At 44.7% G+C, this 20,466-nt stretch carries 25 protein-coding genes and 1 tRNA gene; 21 read left to right on the top strand and 5 right to left on the bottom strand.

Translation table 11 applies throughout. The features are described 5' to 3' along the window. Nucleotides 1–93: 93 nt before the first annotated feature. Complete coding sequence (locus tag ACO0LE_RS15225; protein ID WP_422961206.1) at nt 94–1,026, bottom strand: LysR family transcriptional regulator; 933 nt, start codon at nt 1,024–1,026, stop codon at nt 94–96. Nucleotides 1,027–1,183: 157 nt separating this feature from the next. Here ACO0LE_RS15225 and ACO0LE_RS15220 point away from each other — a divergent pair, with 157 nt between their 5' ends. After that, on the top strand, nt 1,184–2,314 hold the full coding sequence (locus ACO0LE_RS15220) for a YeiH family protein (protein WP_422961205.1): 1,131 nt from the start codon (nt 1,184–1,186) through the stop codon (nt 2,312–2,314). 130 nt (nt 2,315–2,444) lie between these two features. On the opposite strand, the gene ACO0LE_RS15215 is transcribed toward ACO0LE_RS15220, so the two are convergent. The 3 genes from ACO0LE_RS15215 to ACO0LE_RS15205 all read right to left on the bottom strand — a co-directional run bounded on the left by ACO0LE_RS15215 (nt 2,445) and on the right by ACO0LE_RS15205 (nt 4,822). Then, nucleotides 2,445–3,758, bottom strand: coding sequence for an amidohydrolase family protein (locus tag ACO0LE_RS15215; protein ID WP_422961204.1), 1,314 nt, complete (start codon nt 3,756–3,758; stop codon nt 2,445–2,447). 61 nt (nt 3,759–3,819) lie between these two features. Further along, nucleotides 3,820–4,566, bottom strand: a complete 747-nt coding sequence (locus ACO0LE_RS15210; protein ID WP_422961203.1) for a hypothetical protein — start codon at nt 4,564–4,566, stop codon at nt 3,820–3,822. Nucleotides 4,567–4,735: 169 nt separating this feature from the next. Continuing rightward, nucleotides 4,736–4,822 (bottom strand) — tRNA-Phe (locus ACO0LE_RS15205). A gap of 117 nt (nt 4,823–4,939) precedes the next feature. Between ACO0LE_RS15205 and ACO0LE_RS15200 the strand changes: the two genes are divergently transcribed. From ACO0LE_RS15200 to ACO0LE_RS15160, 9 genes are all read left to right on the top strand, one after another. Continuing rightward, a complete protein-coding gene (locus tag ACO0LE_RS15200) occupies nt 4,940–6,238 on the top strand; it encodes a tyrosine-type recombinase/integrase (protein ID WP_422961202.1) in 1,299 nt (432 codons plus the stop codon). Between the two features lie 2 nt (nt 6,239–6,240). Beyond that, entirely contained in the window at nt 6,241–6,495 is a 255-nt protein-coding gene (locus tag ACO0LE_RS15195) for a hypothetical protein (RefSeq protein WP_422961201.1), read from the top strand. Next, nucleotides 6,492–7,112, top strand: coding sequence for a hypothetical protein (locus ACO0LE_RS15190; protein ID WP_422961200.1), 621 nt, complete (start codon nt 6,492–6,494; stop codon nt 7,110–7,112). The genes ACO0LE_RS15195 and ACO0LE_RS15190 overlap by 4 nt, the downstream gene beginning before the upstream one ends. Before the next feature lie 107 nt (nt 7,113–7,219). After that, on the top strand, nt 7,220–7,414 hold the full coding sequence (locus ACO0LE_RS15185; RefSeq protein ID WP_422961199.1) for a helix-turn-helix domain-containing protein: 195 nt from the start codon (nt 7,220–7,222) through the stop codon (nt 7,412–7,414). Between the two features lie 2 nt (nt 7,415–7,416). Continuing rightward, entirely contained in the window at nt 7,417–7,638 is a 222-nt protein-coding gene (locus ACO0LE_RS15180) for a hypothetical protein (RefSeq protein WP_422961198.1), read from the top strand. Nucleotides 7,639–7,640: 2 nt separating this feature from the next. Next, nucleotides 7,641–8,183, top strand: a complete 543-nt coding sequence (locus ACO0LE_RS15175) for a hypothetical protein (RefSeq protein ID WP_422961197.1) — start codon at nt 7,641–7,643, stop codon at nt 8,181–8,183. 231 nt (nt 8,184–8,414) lie between these two features. After that, nucleotides 8,415–9,167 (top strand): hypothetical protein, encoded by a 753-nt coding sequence (locus ACO0LE_RS15170; protein ID WP_422961196.1) that lies wholly within the window; start codon nt 8,415–8,417, stop codon nt 9,165–9,167. 77 nt (nt 9,168–9,244) lie between these two features. Continuing rightward, entirely contained in the window at nt 9,245–9,676 is a 432-nt protein-coding gene (locus tag ACO0LE_RS15165) for a DUF5681 domain-containing protein (protein ID WP_422961195.1), read from the top strand. Next, on the top strand, nt 9,669–10,079 hold the full coding sequence (locus tag ACO0LE_RS15160; RefSeq protein ID WP_422961194.1) for a hypothetical protein: 411 nt from the start codon (nt 9,669–9,671) through the stop codon (nt 10,077–10,079). The genes ACO0LE_RS15165 and ACO0LE_RS15160 overlap by 8 nt, the downstream gene beginning before the upstream one ends. A gap of 170 nt (nt 10,080–10,249) precedes the next feature. Here the strand turns inward: ACO0LE_RS15160 and ACO0LE_RS15155 are convergent, their stop codons facing one another. After that, complete coding sequence (locus ACO0LE_RS15155) at nt 10,250–10,627, bottom strand: hypothetical protein (RefSeq protein ID WP_422961193.1); 378 nt, start codon at nt 10,625–10,627, stop codon at nt 10,250–10,252. Between the two features lie 482 nt (nt 10,628–11,109). On the opposite strand from ACO0LE_RS15155, the gene ACO0LE_RS15150 reads away from it, so the two are divergent. The 11 genes from ACO0LE_RS15150 to ACO0LE_RS15100 all read left to right on the top strand — a co-directional run bounded on the left by ACO0LE_RS15150 (nt 11,110) and on the right by ACO0LE_RS15100 (nt 20,402). Continuing rightward, a complete protein-coding gene (locus ACO0LE_RS15150; protein ID WP_422961192.1) occupies nt 11,110–11,382 on the top strand; it encodes a hypothetical protein in 273 nt (90 codons plus the stop codon). Continuing rightward, nucleotides 11,375–11,680: a type II toxin-antitoxin system RelE/ParE family toxin gene (locus tag ACO0LE_RS15145; RefSeq protein ID WP_422961191.1), complete on the top strand. Its 306-nt coding sequence runs from the start codon at nt 11,375–11,377 to the stop codon at nt 11,678–11,680. Before ACO0LE_RS15150 ends, ACO0LE_RS15145 begins: the two co-directional genes overlap by 8 nt. Nucleotides 11,681–11,840: 160 nt before the next feature. Then, nucleotides 11,841–12,386, top strand: a complete 546-nt coding sequence (locus ACO0LE_RS15140) for a helix-turn-helix domain-containing protein (protein WP_422961190.1) — start codon at nt 11,841–11,843, stop codon at nt 12,384–12,386. Between the two features lie 85 nt (nt 12,387–12,471). Beyond that, nucleotides 12,472–13,176 carry a hypothetical protein gene (locus tag ACO0LE_RS15135; RefSeq protein WP_422961189.1) on the top strand — a complete coding sequence of 235 codons (705 nt, stop codon included), beginning with the start codon at nt 12,472–12,474 and terminating at the stop codon, nt 13,174–13,176. A gap of 11 nt (nt 13,177–13,187) precedes the next feature. Next, entirely contained in the window at nt 13,188–13,313 is a 126-nt protein-coding gene (locus ACO0LE_RS15130; protein WP_422961188.1) for a hypothetical protein, read from the top strand. Nucleotides 13,314–13,524: 211 nt separating this feature from the next. After that, a complete protein-coding gene (locus ACO0LE_RS15125; protein WP_422961187.1) occupies nt 13,525–15,081 on the top strand; it encodes a replication endonuclease in 1,557 nt (518 codons plus the stop codon). Nucleotides 15,082–15,266: 185 nt separating this feature from the next. Further along, nucleotides 15,267–15,506, top strand: a complete 240-nt coding sequence (locus ACO0LE_RS15120) for a DUF4224 domain-containing protein (protein WP_422961186.1) — start codon at nt 15,267–15,269, stop codon at nt 15,504–15,506. Between the two features lie 77 nt (nt 15,507–15,583). Further along, nucleotides 15,584–16,510, top strand: coding sequence for a tyrosine-type recombinase/integrase (locus tag ACO0LE_RS15115; protein WP_422961185.1), 927 nt, complete (start codon nt 15,584–15,586; stop codon nt 16,508–16,510). A gap of 482 nt (nt 16,511–16,992) precedes the next feature. Continuing rightward, nucleotides 16,993–18,204: a hypothetical protein gene (locus tag ACO0LE_RS15110; RefSeq protein ID WP_422961184.1), complete on the top strand. Its 1,212-nt coding sequence runs from the start codon at nt 16,993–16,995 to the stop codon at nt 18,202–18,204. A 59-nt stretch (nt 18,205–18,263) separates the two neighbouring features. Then, nucleotides 18,264–19,370 (top strand): hypothetical protein, encoded by a 1,107-nt coding sequence (locus tag ACO0LE_RS15105; RefSeq protein ID WP_422961183.1) that lies wholly within the window; start codon nt 18,264–18,266, stop codon nt 19,368–19,370. A 705-nt stretch (nt 19,371–20,075) separates the two neighbouring features. Continuing rightward, entirely contained in the window at nt 20,076–20,402 is a 327-nt protein-coding gene (locus tag ACO0LE_RS15100) for a hypothetical protein (protein WP_422961182.1), read from the top strand. Nucleotides 20,403–20,466 lie beyond the last annotated feature (64 nt).

The following is a 20,466-nucleotide window of genomic DNA, read 5'->3' as shown; positions in this document are numbered from 1 at the left end:
AAGGTTGTGCACTGACTTAAGACCGCTATTCGTAGCAGTCATCTATGGCTGTCATGCTGACGGGTAGCGATCAATCGGTAGGAAGATGTTGCATTATTCCTGTTTGTGTTCGGTCCGGATAGACTTATCTGATGCGGACATCTTGCGGCACGATGTTAAAAAGTCTTGCAGGCGCGCAGATAGTATTTTATGTCTGTGATGAATCAGATAAAAATTTCTTTCAAGTTTAGGAAGCGTGGTTTTTACCTCGACCACTTTACGCATGCTCAATAAATCCGCAACAACGCGGCGTGATAAGCAAGCGATGCCCAGTCCCTCGGCTGCGGCATATTTAATTGCCTCCGAGTTGCCGAATTCGCCGATACAATTCAGATGATGCAAATGGGGTAACAGCGCTTGCTCCACTGTCTCACGCGTTCCCGAACCTGGTTCTCTCAGCAACCATTGAGCACTGCGTAAATTCTTGAGGGGCACTTTTACTTCAACACCAGCATTCAGGATGGGATGTTTTGGCGCACAGACAATAATGAGTTCATCGTTGATCCAGCGCTCTGCGTAAAGTTCTTCCTGATGGCAAGGACCTTCTATCAAACCGAGATCCAGATCGAAATTCGCGACGGCATGCGCAATGTCTGCCGTGTTGGCAATCGTCACATTCGGATAGCTCATCGAGTCGGAGTGTGTTTTAGCGAGAATGGCGGGCAACACGTAAATGCCCACAGTAGTGCTTGCACCTAGTCGCAATCCTGCACCGGATTGCGCGAAGCCCGGGCTAAATTGCTGCTCAATCACGCGTGCAGCATCAAGCAGTTGATTTGCCTGAGGCTGTAGCAAACGACCATTGTCATTGAGCTGGAGACGCTTGCCGATGCGGTCAAACAGACTGATCTCCAATCCATGCTCAAGTTCATTTAACGCGGCACTGGTAGCAGATTGCGACAGATTAACCTCATCAGCGGCAGCCGATGTGCTGCCAGTTTGGGCGATGGCCAGAAAAATCTGTAGTTGCCTTAAGGTCAGACGCATTTGGACGCAGGGTGGTTGTACAAAATAAATACCTATTTTACAGCTTGATTATAGATAAATGAATTGTTTTATCAATTAATTGAGGTGGCATACACTGCGCGTTATCTTGATCTGTTTGATCACTCAAAAATTATGCTGCACCAATCAGAAGCTCACTATGTCTCACATATTTCACTCTCCCAGCGCAATAAGATCCATGCGTATCGCTAATTGCTTACATCGACATCAATTGTTCGTAGCGCTTGTTCGGACATATCTTCCCGGACTATTGCTAGTCGCAATGATTAGTGCTGTTGCAGTATCGCTAGGTCAATTCTCCTGGTTGACTGAGCATGGCCTTGGCGTGTTGAGCCTGGCAATTTTTGCAGGTATCGCTGCTGGTAACACGACCGTCATTGCTTGTGCGGCTCAATCCGCACAAGGTATTCGCTTTTCAAAGCATCATTTACTACGTCTGGGGATCGTGTTGTATGGGTTTCGCTTAAATTTTCAGGACCTGGCAGACGTCGGCATCAGTGGTTTTTTGATTGATGCGCTGGTTCTGAGCACTACTTTTGGCCTGAGTATTTTTCTTGGAATGAAGTTGCTGGGGCTAGATAAAAATACAGCAATCTTAATCGGTGCCGGGAGTTCTATTTGTGGCGCGGCAGCGATCATGGCAACAGAGAATATCGTCAGCGCTAAACCGGAAGAGGTCAGTGTAGCAATCTCTACCGTGGTGGTGTTTGGCATGATGGCAACCTTGCTCTATCCCTTCTTATACCATTGGAATCTGTCTTTGCATCTGGTCTCTGTTAGGGCAGAATTTTTTGGTGTTTTTGCAGGCTCGACAGTTCATGATGTCGCACAAGTTGTCGCCGTTGCTCACGCAGCAGGTGATCAGGCTGAACATACAGCCATTGTTGCGAAGATGGGGCGAGTTATGATGCTGGCGCCGTTTCTGTTTTTATTATCACTGGCTTTGTCAAAAAAGAGAGTGTCTTCTGATCAATCGGCAATGCCTCATCAGAAACAGACGCAGGCCATCAGTGTTCCCTGGTTTGCATTTGTTTTTGTTTTGATGGTTGCAATCAATTCGATTCTGACAATACCCAAGCATTGGCTTAATGTGATTCAGCAGGTGGATATGTGTTTATTGTCGATGGCAATGGTTGCCTTAGGTTTGAGCACGAATCTTAGTATGATACGCAAGGTCGGCAGCAAACCATTATTGCTGGGCGGAGCACTTTTTGTGTGGTTGATGGCCGGAGGCATGATGATCAATCAGATGGTGAGCTATCTGTTTTAATCATCATGAATGTAAAACTATTTGCACCGCAACTAATTTGCCAAGTAACTAAATAATTAGATAACTTTAAGTAACTAAGTGTCCAAGCAGGCGTATTTTTAAGCAGTTCTATTAAGCGAATCTGATGAGATTATCTGATAACCGCACCAGCTTTCATCACCCATTTAACCCGTTCTAACTCAGTCACATCTTCTAACGGATTTCCATCTACTGCGATCATGTCGGCAAATTTTCCGACATCAATCGAGCCTACCTGATCTTCCCAGCCAAGTAGCTTTGATGCGTTAACGGTCGCTGATCTGATCGCCTGAATGGGCGTCATGCCGATTTGCACATACACAGCAAACTCTCTCGCATTCAGGCCGTGTGGATACACGCCAGCATCGGTACCAAACGCAATCGGTACGCCCAGACTTACTGCGCGAGCGACATGCTTGCGCGCATCTGGCAGAACGATTTTGGCTTTTTCTAGCAAAGCTTTAGGCAATTTGATTTCTTCTGCATGCTGGATGAGCCAGTCGCCAAGATACAAGGTCGGCACTAGCCAGGTCTTATGTTCCTTCATCAGCTTGCTACCTTCGTCATCGATGTAGGAGCCGTGTTCAATTGAATCCACGCCAGCCAATACGGCAAGCCTGATACCGTCGCCACCGTGAGCATGTGCTGCCACTTTTTTACCTAATCGATGAGCCTCGCCGACGATAGTTTTCATCTCTTCCAGCGTATATTGCGATGCTTTGGGATCGTCTCCAAATGAAAGTACGCCGCCGGTTGCACAAATCTTGATTACACTGGCGCCGTACTTGATGATTTCGCGGGTTTTTTGCATGACGGCCGCAACACCATCCGCAGTACCGCCAGATGTCAGGCGATATTCCGGCGCGTGCATCGTATCGTCGCAATGACCACCCGTAATTCCCATGCCAGGACCAGATGCCATCATCCTCGGGCCAGGGATGTCCCCCGCATTGATCGCGTCACGCAAGCCAACATCCGAGTAAGCCTCGGCATAAACATCGCGAACCGTAGTAAATCCTGCATTCAGGGTGAGCCGGGCATTGCGTGCGCCGATCAAGGTCTGTCTGGGTACGGACAGTGCAATACTAGAGTAGCCGCTGTTCTCGGGATCTGCCGTCAGATGCGTATGCATATCGATCAGGCCGGGTAGCAGTGTTTTATCTCCTAGGTCAATGATTTGCGCTGTTTCAGGAATTTTCACCTTGTTACCAGCGGCGATAATTTTATCGCCACGTATCAGTACGATGGCATGGTCAATGAAAGTGCCGTCGTTGACATTCAACATGTGCGCCGCTTTCACCGCGATCAGAGGTTGGGGAGTCTCGCCGGATATACTGATGGCCGATATGGTTATCAGCGAGACGCCAAGAATAAATTGTTGAGCCACATGGAATACAACAGCGAAAGACGACAAACGTACACTCATATAGTTTCTCCAAAAGGATGTTCGGTGCTGAATTAGCGAGGTGGTGGAATGACGATCACAGTTAAAACAGAAGCTGCAAACGCATCGTGAACATGTCAGCATGTTTGCCATAAACAGAGCCCTTCAGATATGCGGCCTGATAAGCAAATTTAGTTGAGGGCATCAGTTCAAATGACCCAAATAAAGCAGGCCCGATACGATGCGACTGCTGATTACGCGACGCCCAATGATCCCAGTCGCCGAGTTCGCCAAATCCCTGCAAACCAATATGCAAGGCCGGTATCCAGCGGTATTTTACCTGCCACTGATATTTCATTTGCGTCGCATTAGCTTGTCCGTTGCCATAAGATTCTTCTGACGCAAAGCTATGCTCAAAAAAAACATTACCGTTCAAACGCACCTTACCAATATCCGTTTGCAACGCAGGGCCAAATTCATACGTATACCCTTCGGCAGTATCATGCGGACGAATAAAGTTAGTGTGTAAAGCGAGGTCGAACGGATACTGTCCCTGCGTCAACTGATAATCGTTCTGCCAGTTCCAGGTGCTAAGTTTAAGGTCTGATTTCGACGTCCCGATAGCGCTCGCATATAGCTCGGTATACCAACGCGCAGTAACGCCATACCCAAACCCCAGCTCGGGCCAGATTGTCTGCGCACCGTTGGCGCGATTGACCGTCCAATACCGGTAATCAAGCGATTTCTCGTCCTTGTTGTCATACACCGTCACCACATAATAACCAGGATCAGCCCATACGGTCAGGCTGACAACCAAAAGAAAAAAGAGCAAAACGAAACGCTTTGTCATGGAATTTTCCAGGTGATTTTGCTGCGGAGGAAGTGTGCTGGCTAGGTGCCGAGTATGCATCTAGCTTGTGAAAATAGAAAGTGGGGTGTGATGTGACAAATTTGTTTGTTGGGACGGGGATGCAAAAAAAGCCGTTTAACAAATTTCTTTGTTAAACGGCTTTAATACTTGGTGGCCCGGGGCGGAATCGAACCACCGACACAAGGATTTTCAATCCTAAATATTTTCTTTCTCGAAGATACTTCAATATACCGCCACCTTAAATATAGTCAATGAAATCAATTAGTTACATCATTGACAGTTCGTGGAAATTCCCGCAATATACCTAATGTTTCACCTATTGCCGTACACAAGCCGTACACAGGAATTCATCATGCAAATAAAATTGACGAAAAAAGACATAGAGAAAATGGAAGGTGAAGCCGGACAGGTCGTTCGAGTTCGGCATGGTAGCACCAGATTGTTTCTTCGGATTGATCGTCGCACCGAGGGCAAGATAAGCAAAACTTGGCACTTTGAACGAGAGTTTGCCGGACGAAAAATCAGAACGCGCATTGGCCTTTTCCCTGAAATGCCGGTTGGTCAGGCGGAACAAAAAGCCACTGCTCTTGATGCTGAATGCAATGTCGGCAATGATCCACGGATTTTGGCAAAGACTAAAAAGGCCGCGATACAGGCGGAAGCCATTAAAAAGCGCGCAGGGACGATTACATTGCGAGAAGTGTGGAACGCCTACTTAGACTCGCGTGCAAGCGATATAAGGCCGCTTAAGCCGCTCACAGTGCGCGATTACCGCAAGCATTTAGATAAAACCTTCGTAACATGGGCGAATAAGCCAATTCGTCAAATAACCAAAGAGTCGATAAAAGCCTCTTACCGTGTACTTATTGCGAGATTGGGGGTCGCACAGGCCAATCAAGCAATGCGGTCGATACGAGCAGTGCTTAATTGGATGTTGAAAAATGATGAATTTTTAGGTGCGATAACCGAGAACCCGGTCGAAGTCTTGACCGGGAAAATGCATGAAATCAATGAAAGAATTCGCTGTTTAGAACGTGGTCAGATTGACTCATGGTGGGCTGCAAGCGCGGAACTGGAAAATGAAACCGCACGGACATATCTTAGATTTTTATTGCTGACGGGCGCGCGCCGGGAAGAGGCTCTTTCATTGAAATGGGCAAACGTGGATCTTCGGTGGAATAGTTGCACGTTTGTTGATACCAAAAATGGTGATGATCGTTGCATACCATTGACAGTAGAAGTGAGAGCCATGCTTGCCACATTGCCGCAAAGTAGCGACTGGGTATTTGCAAGTGAAACGAGCAAGTCTGGTCGCATGGTAGAGCCAGCAAAACATATTGATCGAATCGAGAAAATAACAGGAATACGCTTATCTAGCCATGATCTGCGGCGAAGTTTTACAACATTGGCGGAGTGGGCTGAGCTTCCTGATGGCGCGGTAAAACAGATTATTGGGCATAAGCCGGGCGGCGTTACAGAACAACATTACAAGCGCCGTCCCTTGGACATGTTGCGAATGCTTTTACAGAGGTATGAGGATTTTATTCTTTCGGAAATTGCCAACAATGACGCGCCATTGGCAACGGTTACTCAGTTGGATAACGAGCGCTCAACGACTGTTCAACGTCCGTTTAATCACAAGGGAAATTAGAAATGAAGATTGTCAAAAAGAGCGAATTTCAACCAATCAGCAGTTTAGCTGAAGCCAGAATGCTCGATCCAAGAGAGTCAATGGATGGCTATTGGCACGGAATGGAAAACGGCGCTGAACCCGATAATACAAAGTCCCGCGCCTACCATCACGGCTGGCGCAATGGTTTGGTTGACGGCGGCTTTGCCGAGCCAGACACAGCGCAGATTTCATTGATGGATGAATACAAAGAACAACAGTCTCGGGTGCTACATTGAATCCCGATGTTGCGGGCATAACTGGTCTGTTGCAAGCAGAATTGGCTCTAGTGGATCAGTGCTTGCTCGACTTAATCGCGGACCAGCCAGCAAAATACAAAACACAAGCCGCAATGCTTGAACTGATAATTGATAATCGGCTGATTTTGTCTTCTAATCAATGGTCGACTGTTCTCTCAGAGTGCGCGGACTCTCACCTTGCTCGACTAGCAAGCGCTACGCAGCACGCTGGAATTGCTCGTATTGGACTAAGCGCGGGTGATTGTGCGAAAGCGTTCAAGTCGCTTGTTCAGGCTGTTTTTGAGGCTGGCGAAGCTCACGGAACAATTAATGCGATACGTGAAAAGGCATTATCTGCCGCACGGGCAAGACATACTGATGACGCCAAAGAAGAGTTACTTGCCCGGACTGAATGGGAGACGCACATCAAGCACGCAGTACCGAAATTTACACAAGACCAAGCCGCAGCTAGGCTTGCACCAGTTGTCTTTTCTACCGCCAAGTCCTACTTGCGAAAATGGCGCAAAGAAGAAAAAGAGATTGATTCTGCAAAAAAACAGTGGGCCGCATTCCGAGCCAATAACCCAGATTTGGCGCTAATGTTCCCAGACCTTTAAATAGTTAGTCTGCTGGCTGACTAACTATTTCAAAAAACACTTAGTAAGTAGAGTTCACCCCTATACCGCAAGCACATCGCAAATGCGGGAATTTACAGGGGTGACTTATGGAACTTTTCACAGAAAATCAGACCGCTGATTTACTTCAAATATCACGTCAAACGTTATCGAACTGGCGCTGTACCAAGCCTGAAATACTTCCCTTCGTTAAAGTTGGACGCTTAGTCCGCTACAGAAATAGCGATATTGAAAATTTCATCGAATCTAATGTTTTCGGTGGTGTATCAATTGATCGGGTTTAGATATGAAATCCGATACTAAGCAAGCGAAAACATTGCGCCTTCTGAAGCGACCAAGAGGTTTAAACCGATTTGAAGCAGAGGCGTACGGCGACCATGTTTTGCCAAGCACAGTAAGCGCGCTACGCAATCAAGGAATGCTCATTTGCGGCGAATGGGAAGAAGTTAAAACTCGCTTCGATAAGACAGTTCGAGTAAAGCGCTATTTTTGGTTTGGAAATATCTAAACATGGCTCATAAAAAACCCGTAGATCCAAACGGAAAGCATATCCGTATTTACTGCACTTTGCTTAATTCCCCAGCTTATAGAGTGCTGAGTTTCTCAGCGATAGCATTGTATTTCGCCCTCCGGAGTTTGCTTAACGGAAGTAATAACGGGGATGTAAGTGCCGTGCTGCCAGACCTAAGGCACAAAGGATTTACATCGTCAGCAACGATTTCGAGAGCTCTCTACGAGCTTCGTGTCATGGGATTTATAGCTGTGACTCGAATGGGAGGTTTGAAGCAAAAGACGAGAGTTTGCACTCTTTACAGGTTCACAGATTTGGAAGTGTTTAGTTTTCCAAAAAAAGGAATTCAGCCGATGAAGGCAACGCACGATTACATGAAATTTCAGTCGGTACGCGATGCAGAAATTGCCTTGCGTGACGGTGTTGAATTACTTATTGCCGAAGGGAGGAAAAAACAATTATCTAAACAGGGAAGGAAAAATATCCCTGTTCAAAATCTGAACTGTATTAGTTCAATAACTGAACCTAAAGACAAAATTTAAAGTTCAGAAAGTGAACATGGGGTTGTAGATATGGTTCAGATTTTGAACAAGGAATTACTTATTGAAAAGTGGCTCTGGTATTGGCTCTCCGGTCAATTCTTGAAATATTAAGAAATAGATGTTCCCTGTTCAAAATTTAAACTCCTTTATATGTAGCCATGTATAGGGGGAATTTAGAGCAGTCCAAATAGCACGACCTAAGTAATTTAATCCACTTAAAGGAATCACATCATGACTAATCCATCATTCGACACAATTCTACAAACCATGTATTACAAAGGCATTGATAATGCCAGTACAGCAAAGGCGTTAAAGGAACAAGTAAAGTCAGGCATAGACGGAATACTTACTTTTGTCGATTCATTCAATAACGCAGTCTCAAGCATTAACCAAAACGGAGACCTTTCAACTCAAGGCAGAGCCAGCGCACTACTGGCACAGTCTACGAAGTCAATCTCTGCATTGGACGCATTAACCAAGCCGCTGTTGGCTTCATTGAATGCAAGTATGGTCTCTAGCACAAATGCCTTAAGAAAGGCAGCAAGCGGCGCTGATGCCACCCTGATTACAGAACTACGAGCAGTAGAGGCAAGAGCAGCATTTGCCAATATTGACAACCTAAACCGTCCAGTTCGATATATCCAACTTTGCGAATCTGGCGAGGATGACGCCAGTTGCATTGCAGTTGAAAATGCCAGCCAGTTTGCCCCTCTATTGGACGCAGACACGATTGAGCTTGGTAGAACTGTTCGAGGTGCTCGGTCTTTACCAGACATGGCACAGGAGCTTCATTCAGCAATCGAACTACACACGATTCTGGCGGCATCAGCGGCATCTGCCAAACGCAATATGAAACTTGGGAAAACTCTTGATCCTTTGCAGATTGCGGCAATGGGTGGCGGCTATCCGATTGACGATGAAGGTGAGGATGTTCCTGATGCCTTGGACGCTGTAAATAACGCAGTATCAAATATCTACAGCTAAAAAAAGGATTGCCAACTGTTCATATAACTGTTGGCAGTTAATTGACCTGATCATGCAGGAATTAAGCAGGAGGACTCATGGATAAAAAACCACATAACCGATTTATGCCGGGGCAATCAGGGAACCCGAAAGGCCGCATGCCGGGCGTTGGAAAGGTGGGTAAGTTGCGCGCCGCCATTGAAAAGCATGTGCCGTCGATTATTGAGACGTTGGTAGTCATGGCAAAGAATGGTGACTCACAAGCCGCACGTCTATTGCTTGAGCGCGTATTGCCGCCAGTGCGAGCCATTGAGCAGGCTGTAGCGCTGCAATTGCCGGAGGGTGGCACGTTGACAGCTAAAGCTGATGCCGTGCTGTCAGCGGCCTCTAATGGAACACTGGCACCATCGCAAGCCGCGCAACTGTTGGCCGCTTTGGGTACTTTATCCAAAATAGTTGAAGTAGATTCTTTGGCTGATCGCATCGCCGTACTCGAATTACTCACCGTTGAAGGAAAGAATAATGAATAAAATCACACAAAGACGCCTCGATACTTTACATAGGCGCATGGCCAGTATGGAGAAGCAATTGGCTGAGCGCGCTGAAAAAGCCGCTCAAGTTAAGCATTCCGCTGCCTTTGGTCGACTGTTTGACGCCTTGCACATCGCGCTTCCGCCAGTGCGAGAAGGCTATAACGTTCGATCAAAAGAACACGTCGCGGCAATCATATGGGTTCCAACTCGCACTGTAGATTTTGAAGACCTTCTATATCCACTCGCAGAGCGAATTGAGGCTGGCACGGTAACGGACGCCGACAAAGCCATTCTGGATCAACTGCCAGCCGACGCACTTGAAGCCATTGATGAGCCTTCTGCCAGTAGTTTTGTTGTCACGGTAGCAGGGTGTCACAAGCGCCTTAATGAGAAGTATTGATTAACAGTTTTTCGGGTGCTCATCCTAGTCATTGGGTGGGCTTTGGGGGCAAACATTTTGAAATTGTGTTTGCTCCATTTTTTTATTTAATCGTTTTTTAAAAGCCATTTAACGAAATGAGATTCGAAACCCTAAAGGGTGAATTTTGAAAACGCACTTTTCCTAAAAACTCAAGCTTTTCTAGTCCCTGTTGGAAACGGCCATGCTGCTGTCGGCGAAACAACGGTTTTGCTTTTAGTGGGGGCGAGGTCAATTCGACGTTTTGCTTGTTTTGACAAAACACCCTTTGGTACTTTTCGCCATTTAAGGAGTAATGATTCAAGTGTGATGCAAAAAGAATCATTTAATTCGATAAGTACAATTCCATGAGTTTCGAGTAATTCGTCTGCAACTTTACGAATGTGACCAGCCTCAAGTCTACTTCTACCTGATAGAGAACGAAAAGATTCCTTGGAAAGAGAGTAATTACCGCAGCTCTTATTATCAAATGCTGTGTTGTAAAGCGCATTTAAGTGATATGCAATCTCGGCCGGGCTCTTGTTTGACATGATATTTCCATAAGTAAAATTAACTTACGGAGCTTACGACAAAGCCGAAACTCATACCAGATTAATATTTTGGTTTATTTGTGCTCAAAATGATGAATAGGGAGCGCACGCAGATATGCCTGATTGTATTTGTTGCCGTACACAAGCCGTACACAAGCCGTACACAAGCCGTACACAAGCCGTACACAAAACACAAAAAAGGGTTAGTGCCTACTACGGCTCTAACCCTTCATGTACTTGGTGGCCCGGGGCGGAATCGAACCACCGACACAAGGATTTTCAAGCATTCCAACTTTTCATATAAAACAATAACTTAATTCAAATTGCTTCTACAAAACACCTTTTCATTATAGCTTGAAAGCCATTGCTGGCGCGGTGTGTTTTTGAATTGTAGAACGATTTTTTAGGCTCCTGAGTAGTCGATTTTGTCGCACGGGAGAGCATGCGGTATGATGGCATCCTTGGATCATAAGGAATAAATCATGACTAGCTCGCTCACTGCACATGCTGAGATTCAGCACACGACTCTTACTAAGACAGATCAGAAGCGCCTTGAACGCTTGGCTGCGAGCGCTGGCCGCACGCCGCAAGCGATGCTGCGCTTTGTGTTGCGTGATGGCTTTGCAGTTTGCGAGGAAGATATTGCTGAAAGTATTGATGCTGACCGTGAGTTCTCTCGGGGTGAAAGTGTGAGTCATGCCAGCGTGATACAAGCAGCAAAAAAACAGCTCAAGAGCGCATCAAAACGTGTCTGAGTCGATACATGATCTTTCGATCATTTGGTCAGCCAGTGCTCAGAAAGCATTCTTAGAGACATTAGAGCGTATCGAAAATGAAGATATTGGAACGGCTCGTTTGGTCTTGCAACGCGTTGAAAAGTCCATGTCACTATTAACGATTCAGCCAGGTATGGGAACATTTACTGCGATGCCATGCGTACGACGTTACGCAATTCCACAAACTGGCCATACAGTAAATTACCGCGTTGTTCACGGTGAGTTGCGTATTTTGAGGTGGTATAGGCAAAGGCAACGATATCTAGTAAATGAATAAAAAATGATTTTAAAAAGATATTTTGTTGCTGAAAATCGTCGAAAGTGCCATGCTGAGTAACTAATGTTTTCAAGTGTGCTAGTGCTACCAAAACCTAGTTATTATGCGGGTCTTCATGGATATATGTACTTTGTCAAATCATACAAAAACGTTTTGAAATATGCCTAAAAAAATAGAAAACTCAAATCAAAATACTCAATTAGATACCAGCGAACTTAATAAGACCGAAAGCCAGCAACCTTCGTCCAATTTTTTTGTTGCGCCAGCAATTGAGTCGGGAGACTTTGATAACAAGAAAGCAGAAGCTATCCAGTGCGGCCTACGGATTAGACGATTCAGAACTTCACTCACTTTGACACTCGATGAACTTAGTGAATTAACTAAAATGGCAGATCCTGAAGGCGCTGGCGTTTCCAAAGTGGCTATATCTCGTTATGAAAATGCAGACTCACTACCTGGCTATCGTGAAATAAAACTTTTGTCTCACGCAATGGGAGTATCTATAACAAGATTTTTTTACGATGATGAAGACCCTTTTGGTGCGGTCAGGCCAACAATTGAAGAAATTGTAAAGGAAATGGTAAAACAAGAAATGATGGGGGGACTATCACAAACACTAGCTGATATAAGTTTCCCTGCAATAAATCGACGAGCATTTGATAGTCGTATTGCTGAAATAAGACGAAAAAGAGAAGAAAAGCGATAAATCTCGAATTATTTAATAAAATCTCGAAATAAATTTGACATAAATTAAAACTCTTCTATAATCAATAAAGAGATTAAATCTCGTTTTGATTAATTATTTAGAGGACTATATGTCAAACATAAAAACTAAAGCCATCACATCGGAGCAATTCCGCCAAGCCACCGCTGATATCAAATCAGCATCCGGCACCAACCTAAGTGTTGCCGATATCGCAGAAGGTACAGGCTTATCAAAAGCCTATATCAGCGAATTTCGTAACGACACACGTAACCTCACTAGCGCACAGCAAACGCAACTGCGTACGTTCTTGGATGCAAAGTGCGCAGAAAATGGCCTGACTATTCAAGAGCAGATCAGTGACGTTGAATTGCCAAAAATCCCCGGCGATTTCGCTCACTACGCTCTGAAACCTAGTCTGACCCTCTCAGACTCGATCCCCGAAAAGCAGCGCCATGCAATCCTTCATGCGCTTGAAAAATTAGACCAAGAAATCTACAGCCTTCTCCCTGCGAAAGTAGAAAAAACGCTCTTGGGAAATTTGACAGGTGAAACCGAGGCGAAATTAGAAAAAATATTTGCCGCCTGTACTCTTGGCTATATTGCGTTTCGCTCTCTGCAAGGTCGCAACATCGTTGAACGTGTAGATCCTGAAACCAAGCCAAATAATTTGGCGGATGTAGTTTCTCATTTCTTCAATGGTTCGGCGCTGGTTGAATTGTTGCCTCTCGATGCCACTGGTGACGGTGCATTGATAGATACAGATTCAAAAATTCCAGCAATTGCGGAATAAGAGGACACATCATGAATATTCCAAATCTGCCAATCAAAATGATGTCGGACAAAAGCGGAAGCGCTGGTTTGATCATATTAGGGTTACTGACGACTTTGATCTACTTGGCAAGCCGCAAGCCAAAACAAGCGCAATAAGCCATTACGAGACTTCATCATGAATTACGAAATGGCTATTCGTTTGCGCAATGAGCGCATCGCGGCTCACCCTGGTTTAAAGGGGTTGCCGCCGCGATGGTCGAAGGCGCTTGTAGGTAAGGCGATTGACGCATGTAAGCATTTTACTTTGCCAAAAATTGTGGATTCAATTGTTGATCAGGTCATGACTAGTTTTCGCGCTAAACACGTGTTGAACGGCCTTGATTTGACGGCAAGTGATTCAGAAATCATCGAGACAGCAAGGCGACGTGCAAATACTGTGGCAATGATGATGGCTAGGTTGAAAGACGAATGGGCAATCGAAGCCATTATTGCTACGACTTGCCAGCAAGCGAATGTACCAATGCCGAAGGGTGAAACATTGGACGCCAGGAAAAAACGCCTCTCATGTTCTCGCTGGTGGGCGCGTAAATTGCGCACAGTTCACGCCAGGGCAATCGAAAACGGCAACATCAAACTTGGTTTTGTTCAAGCCAGGCGTGATCCTTACGCAAGCCGTGACGCTTTAACCCGCTGCTTACGCCAGGACGATCGCAACCGCTTGATGATGGAAAAAATCATGCTTGAAAACGAAAATGGCGATTGTTTCAGTTTGCAAGAATTGGCCGATCTCTCAACGAGCAATAAAGCCATACGCAGAGCGGAACTGATGACACGTATTCGCGGCATGGAAGACTATGCAAATGAATTTGGTTATGTCGCCTATTTCGTCACTATCACATGCCCTTCGTATTTCCACTCCACGATAAAGGGCAGTGGTTTATCTAATCCTTTATATCGTGAAAAGACACCGCGCCAGGGGCAAGACTATCTATGCAACGTTTGGGGTAAGGTACGAGCAAAGCTTGACCGTGAAGGCATTGCCACCTTTGGTATGAGAGTAGCAGAGCCACATCATGATGGCTGTCCACACTGGCACTTGATTATGTTCGTTAAGCCGCATCATGCTGTGGCACTAGAACGCATTGTTAAGCACTATGCGTTGTTGGATAGTCCAGATGAACCAGGGGCAAAACAATACCGTTGTGATTTCAAGGAAATCAATGCGGAAAAGGGAAGTGCTACTGGTTATATCGCCAAATACATTGCCAAAAATATCGATGGTTATAAATTGGAAAATGACCTAACAGGCGAAACAGCAATCACCGCAAGCCTGTATGTCACAGCATGGGCAAAGACACACGGCATCCGGCAGTTTCAAGCCTTCGGTGCTGGTAGCGTGACAGTGTGGCGCGAACTACGTCGTATTCCTTTTAGTGCCATGAAAGACGCGCCAGAGCATTTGCAAAGCGCTTGGCATGCGGCGCAAAAAACTATCACTACAGATGGCGAAACAGAACATAGAGCAGATTATTCCGGTTACTTAAAGGCCACGGGCGGTGCTGCCATTCCTCGCAAGCATGAACAAATCAAGCTCGCAAAATTACATGACGATACGCCAGGCCGTTATGGTGAAGCGTTGGGCGAACGTCCAATCGGGATATATGCCGTGGATGAACCCTTGAAGGTGTACGAATCCACACGGTACACATGGAAGCGTATTGAAGTTATCGAAGCATTAAATCAGACCATTGCAAACGATCCACATTCACAAGCACAAGCGGTGTTGAAAAAAACCGGAATTGCCTTTCCTTGGACTCGTGTAAATAACTGTACGCACGGTATCGATGCTGAAACGCAGTCGATACCTTTTTGGATGGAAATTCAGTTCTCAAAAAATTCTGATTTTGATCGAATGCGATGTTGATCTAGCCGTTTCATACATGCGTTTGGATGAGTTCGTCACCGACGCAAAAAATCAATAAAAAACAATGAATTTCAAATACTAAAGGTATTAGGCGGGGATCGTTACGTCTTGTTGTTTTGATCCAGACTTTCAATAAGAAGAATAAAGAAAATGAAAAATAGAAAAATATCAAAACGGAGTCAAGCATGTTCCTAACCAAAGAAGAGATCAGAGAGTTAACCGGATACGCCTACGCCTCAAAACAAATTGAATGGTTGCGTAACTACCATTGGAAATTTGAGGTGAACGCACAACGAATTCCCAAGGTATCTCGTTCTTATTTTGAATCGCGCCTAGGCGGCTCGAGCTCTAGGCAAAACGAAGAACTGGTCGTCTTACCAATTCGCCCGAAATTTGAATTGTTAAATCAACCGAGAGTTAGATAAATATCATGGGTCGTAAGAGAACTAATCATCATAATCTTCCACCGCGCATGAACGTGAAAAATGGGTGGTATTACCACGTGTCTAGCACTCTACCTCGTACTTGGACACCGCTAGGTAATGATCTTAACGCAGCGCGCAGGACATGGGCAGAGCTTGAAGGTGATCCTGTGGCAAGTGATGATAAAACGTTTAGTGTAATTGGCCGTCGATATATGCGCGACGTATTACCGACATTAGGTTTGCATACTCAGAGAGACTACGCTCAATATTTTGAGCTTCTAAATAAGGTATTTGGAGAGATGCCAATTGACGTTATTCGTCCATTTGATATTGCCGAATATTTGAGGGTAAGAGGTGCCGCATCTAAGGTGCGTGCCAATCGGGAAAAAGCACTGTTCAGTACAATTTTTAATCATGCCAGGTCATGGGGGTATACCGATGTGACGAATCCGTGCATCGGCATTAAAGGCCATAAGGAAAAATCGCGTGATCGATACGTGTCTGATGATGAATATGCGGCTGTTTGGGCTTGTGCTCATCCCACTGTACAAGACGCTATGGATTTAGCACTTTGTACTGGACAGCGCCCGGCAGATGTATTGAAATTCAATGTTAACGATATTTTTGACGGTAGCTTGAATCTTACACAAAATAAGACGGGCAAGAAATTACGTATCGCAATAGAAGGGGAACTTGCACAAGTAATTACGAGGATTATGGCTAAGCCACGCGATAAGGTGAACAAGGCGTTGCTGCAAGACCCGGATGGGCGGCGGTTAAACTATTTTGCTTTACGCTCTCGTTTTGATAAGGCAAGAGATTTAGCTGGCATAAATTTTCAATTCAGAGATTTAAGAGCTAAAGCGGCAACTGATACAGGGGATTTGGCTCATGCTCAAAAATTATTGGGGCATAAAAATCGCACGACAACCGAGATTTATACGCGTGATCGTCTTGGCGATTTAGTTAGTCCGCTACGGAGGGTAAAGAAAGTTGCGCAGTAAATTCGTTATCACAATTATGGCAGCGTTGTAACAACCGGAGCATTACTATCTAATGATACGTATAAATTGTACCTGATCGAACGCTGGGCTTTATCGCGCAGCTCGCATTCCTTTCCCCACTCTTCCATACGGTACCGATTGTAGTGGCACAATCGCCAGCGCCAGCGTAGTCATTTTTGAATATTGAGATGTATAGATTGGATCCTGACCATTGCAACAAATCAGCTGAAATTTAGTGCATCCACTGAAAATAGGAGAGTCAATTTGATTATTAACACACGTTCGTAAATTACTCACCAAAAATTAAAAATTAAAAATTAAAAATTAAAAATTAAAAATTAAAAAATGACAAATATAGTTACCTTAAACAGAGGTCATTAAATATTTGAAATTGAACTCCGAATAAATTTATTGATTTCAATATTTCATATTTACTAACTATGTTATGTTAATATTAAGCAAATTTAACAACAGGAGAGGTGATGAAAAGCAAATTTTTCCCAATAATCTGCTCGAGAATATTTTTAGTTTTCGCTGTCATGGCATCAAGTATGACCTATGCAGTAGTGCCATCGATTACGGTAACTCGATCACCAGCAAATCTTGTCGCAGGGAATCCATATACCGTCTATTGGACAGTTACTGATACAGTATCATTAGTGTACCAATGTGCAGCTTCAGGGACTGGTTTTCGTGGCACAGGTTACCCAGTAGTTACGTCCCCAAACTCATCGTACTCGTCTTCTGGGGTTGCTAGTGCGGACTGGGTTAACTATCCAACCGCCTGTATATGGACAGCCACCAGCGCAGACGGAAAAACCGCGTCCGTATACGATAATTTCTACACTGTGCCTAAGGCGCCAACCATCAAAGTAACTCGTTCTCCGGCGCAGTTAAGCGCAGGAGGAGCTTATTCCGTAACTTGGGCTACAACTGATGCTAAAAGTGTGTCCTACAAATGTACGGCTTCAGGTACTGGCTATAGCGGTGCACAAACACTCGATAGCGTAAACAATACTGTATATGGAACGGCAGATCCGAACTGGGTAAAGTATCCTTCAACATGTGTTTGGACAGCCATTGGGGATGGTGGTCAAGCATCCCTGTCAGAAACGCTGGTAACTACTAGAGATCCGAGCGCAGTTGGAGAAATTGTTGGGAGAGACTTAAATGCACCTGGGGTAGGATTTTTAGGGCATGTAGGTCTTTGGACAGGAGGCTCTGTGGCTGAAGTTATGAACGAGCTAACGGTCGTGCAATTTAATTCGCTTCAGTCTTTTAAATCAAAAACTACGTTTTGGGGAACTGCAGGCCTTAATGTTCAATCATACAATGTAGAAGCCTGCTATCAACCTTATTGTTCCAATTACCTACCAACGTCTCAAGGAGGCCAGCGCGAGTCAGTTAACGTTCGTGTGGCATTAGTGAAAAGAGCATTACAAATTCAACAGCTTGGAGCAAGCTATACAATAAGTCCAAATTACAGTGAGGCAGCGGAAGGCTCTGTGAGTACTCCGGCTAGACGCGGCTTATATCGGTGTGATACTTTTTTGATCGACTTATTCACACATACAGTCCCATATGGAAACAGTTATATGACAAAACTACCATATGATCAGGCTTGGAGTACAAAGGTAAGCAACCTATGGGGACTGACAATTCAGCCACGAAGCTTATTTAACTCATTCAATTAATTTACTTGAGTGTAACGCCATTGAGCGTTATTTTGCCAACGCAATGTGTATGGAAAAATATGAAATATCTAGCATTAGGCGCAATGTTGATAATGGTTTCTGCTGGGACTTATGTTGCAGTAAAGAGTAACGAATCAATTCAAATTGCTCCTTTAGTCGCACCTAAGCAAAGGGAGTTTCCGCATGGAATTACGAGCGACTCCCGCCAATCAACCGCCTTGGAAAATGGAAAAATTAGTAAAACGGCTAATAAATTTCTTGGTAACGAATTGCTTGAGCAATACCGAACAAATAAATTAGACAGCACCCAAGCCAAAATGATGTTGGATCGCGCCTACTCAAGCGGCATCGAAAAGAGTTCTAATAACTACAAAATCGCGAGTGACCTGCTGAAATCAAACGTCTCAAGTGGAGAAAAAGTAAGTCTAATCAGGATTGTTGCAGATCAATATACTCAAGGTGACCTCAGTAGCGTAAATGCTCGTATTTTGGAAGACATTAGACAACTGACTCAATCTAGTGATACCGCGATTGCTAGAGAAGCCACAGTATCGTATTCGCGCCTTGGTTATTTCAGTGATTCTGAAGCGATTCTACTTGCAGCAAAGAATGGAAAATACATTCCTGAAACAGAATATTATGGCGAGTTAGCCCATCTTTTATGGGTAGCCCCTGCTGATAGGCAAAAAGCAATTATTGATGCTGTGCGGAATGCACAAGATAATTTCTCTGCCGAAATCATCGCAGGGAGGCTTCAAGACCCTGAGTCGATAAAGAATTTCTCCCCAGACTCGCTAAAGGCATTACGTGTGCTTCTGCAAGAAAGAGAACCTAGATTTCCAGCAACCTCAGACGACTTTGACATTGTAGACTCGGTTAAGTATGCGAATTGGTTGAAATCCTGGACGATCGTGAATGGCGGAAATAGCGCCAACAGCATCAACTCAGCCGTGATGAATCAACTTAGCGACCCACGTACAGACCCTAGACAAATAGTGTCTTATCTTATTTCTGGGAATTCTGACCAATTCATTGAGAAGTTTGGCACCACCCCCGCGTTCCGTTCTCTTGAGAACAGGATTGATGATTATGCCGAGAAGAATAAAAAGAACGCGACCTTTCAAGATTTCGTTGCCGAAATTCATAAAAAAACTAAAAGGTCTTAAGTTATATTGAACAGATAGAAAATCTTGGTTGAATTAAATAGATTATAAGCCGCCCTAAGGCGGCTTCTTGATTTTGGCGAGAATTAACCCACTAGCATTAAGTATTAGCAGAAATCATAGGTCAAACTGTCGCAAACCGCGGTCAAAATTGGCGCATCGTTAAATCAAAATCTCGCTGTGCAAATCTACGTGCAAACTAGCACAAAGATTTTTGACCGTTACATCTGGATTTCTGTTCACTTGTAGAAAGAAATTATAAATTGTAGAATCGACGCATAAAAAACAAAGGCTTACATTGCTGTAAGCCTTTGTTTTAAAGCTAATTTTTTGGTGGCCCGGGGCGGACTGGCTACCAAAACACCTAAGTCATTGATTTATATAGGTGTTAATCACAAAATCGCTACCAACAGGTGTTCCACTTGTTTGGAACACTTAATGCCACATTTTGACGCTGTTTAAGATTTAACGCCAGCACTAATAAAATGAGACAGGCTGCCGCACTAGCGGTAGCCACATCTTCACAAATTTGGGGTTGAATTTTAAGGAAAATTGAACAGCATATACGTATCAAAAAGTTGTGACTTTAGTGCTCCAAATCCTAATTCTACCGTCGGATACCGCATAACGTATTTCATCCCTCTGAAGGCCTTGCAATTTGAATTTAATCCATTAGGTTTGTCTACATATCTACAGGAGGAAATCAATATGCAAGAAAAACTACAGTTCTCAGACGGGACAACTATCTCAATCACCGACGGCCAGCTTCATTGTGAAGATGGGCCAGCCTTGGAAACATCCGATGGCACAAGCTACTACTTTTATGATGGTCAATTACACCGTGAGAACGGACCAGCCATTTGCTCACCCGATCCAGAACAGTGCCATTGGTATATCCACGGAATTCGAGTGCCTTCAAAAGAACGTACTCAAATCTTGGTGCGTGAGTTACGTCGGAAATTTCTATGCGCGGATTCTGGCAGTCATGGCTCAACTGGTTCGGCAACAAATCAACCGCGAAAGCCTAAGAGATAACCAGTACCCATGCTGTGTGAAGAGGTACACAGCAAGGTCAATCAATAACCCGTCGCAAAAATTT

Origin of the sequence: Undibacterium sp. Xuan67W (assembly GCF_049340165.1) — a bacterium.
GTDB lineage: Bacteria > Pseudomonadota > Gammaproteobacteria > Burkholderiales > Burkholderiaceae_D > Undibacterium.
Note: the sequence above shows the minus strand (reverse complement) of the source record. Positions and strands in the feature narration are given on the sequence as shown.

Excerpts from the sequence above, each read along its gene's own strand:
- ACO0LE_RS15225 (WP_422961206.1), bottom strand. The coding sequence starts at position 1,026 with ATGCGTCTGACCTTAAGGCAACTACAGATTTTTCTGGCCATCGCCCAA.
- ACO0LE_RS15220 (WP_422961205.1), top strand. The coding sequence starts at position 1,184 with ATGTCTCACATATTTCACTCTCCCAGCGCAATAAGATCCATGCGTATC.
- ACO0LE_RS15215 (WP_422961204.1), bottom strand. The coding sequence starts at position 3,758 with ATGAGTGTACGTTTGTCGTCTTTCGCTGTTGTATTCCATGTGGCTCAA.
- ACO0LE_RS15210 (WP_422961203.1), bottom strand. The coding sequence starts at position 4,566 with ATGACAAAGCGTTTCGTTTTGCTCTTTTTTCTTTTGGTTGTCAGCCTG.
- ACO0LE_RS15200 (WP_422961202.1), top strand. The coding sequence starts at position 4,940 with ATGCAAATAAAATTGACGAAAAAAGACATAGAGAAAATGGAAGGTGAA.
- ACO0LE_RS15195 (WP_422961201.1), top strand. The coding sequence starts at position 6,241 with ATGAAGATTGTCAAAAAGAGCGAATTTCAACCAATCAGCAGTTTAGCT.
- ACO0LE_RS15185 (WP_422961199.1), top strand. The coding sequence starts at position 7,220 with ATGGAACTTTTCACAGAAAATCAGACCGCTGATTTACTTCAAATATCA.
- ACO0LE_RS15180 (WP_422961198.1), top strand. The coding sequence starts at position 7,417 with ATGAAATCCGATACTAAGCAAGCGAAAACATTGCGCCTTCTGAAGCGA.
- ACO0LE_RS15175 (WP_422961197.1), top strand. The coding sequence starts at position 7,641 with ATGGCTCATAAAAAACCCGTAGATCCAAACGGAAAGCATATCCGTATT.
- ACO0LE_RS15170 (WP_422961196.1), top strand. The coding sequence starts at position 8,415 with ATGACTAATCCATCATTCGACACAATTCTACAAACCATGTATTACAAA.
- ACO0LE_RS15165 (WP_422961195.1), top strand. The coding sequence starts at position 9,245 with ATGGATAAAAAACCACATAACCGATTTATGCCGGGGCAATCAGGGAAC.
- ACO0LE_RS15160 (WP_422961194.1), top strand. The coding sequence starts at position 9,669 with ATGAATAAAATCACACAAAGACGCCTCGATACTTTACATAGGCGCATG.
- ACO0LE_RS15155 (WP_422961193.1), bottom strand. The coding sequence starts at position 10,627 with ATGTCAAACAAGAGCCCGGCCGAGATTGCATATCACTTAAATGCGCTT.
- ACO0LE_RS15150 (WP_422961192.1), top strand. The coding sequence starts at position 11,110 with ATGACTAGCTCGCTCACTGCACATGCTGAGATTCAGCACACGACTCTT.
- ACO0LE_RS15140 (WP_422961190.1), top strand. The coding sequence starts at position 11,841 with ATGCCTAAAAAAATAGAAAACTCAAATCAAAATACTCAATTAGATACC.
- ACO0LE_RS15130 (WP_422961188.1), top strand. The coding sequence starts at position 13,188 with ATGAATATTCCAAATCTGCCAATCAAAATGATGTCGGACAAAAGCGGA.
- ACO0LE_RS15120 (WP_422961186.1), top strand. The coding sequence starts at position 15,267 with ATGTTCCTAACCAAAGAAGAGATCAGAGAGTTAACCGGATACGCCTAC.
- ACO0LE_RS15110 (WP_422961184.1), top strand. The coding sequence starts at position 16,993 with ATGAAAAGCAAATTTTTCCCAATAATCTGCTCGAGAATATTTTTAGTT.
- ACO0LE_RS15105 (WP_422961183.1), top strand. The coding sequence starts at position 18,264 with ATGAAATATCTAGCATTAGGCGCAATGTTGATAATGGTTTCTGCTGGG.
- ACO0LE_RS15100 (WP_422961182.1), top strand. The coding sequence starts at position 20,076 with ATGCAAGAAAAACTACAGTTCTCAGACGGGACAACTATCTCAATCACC.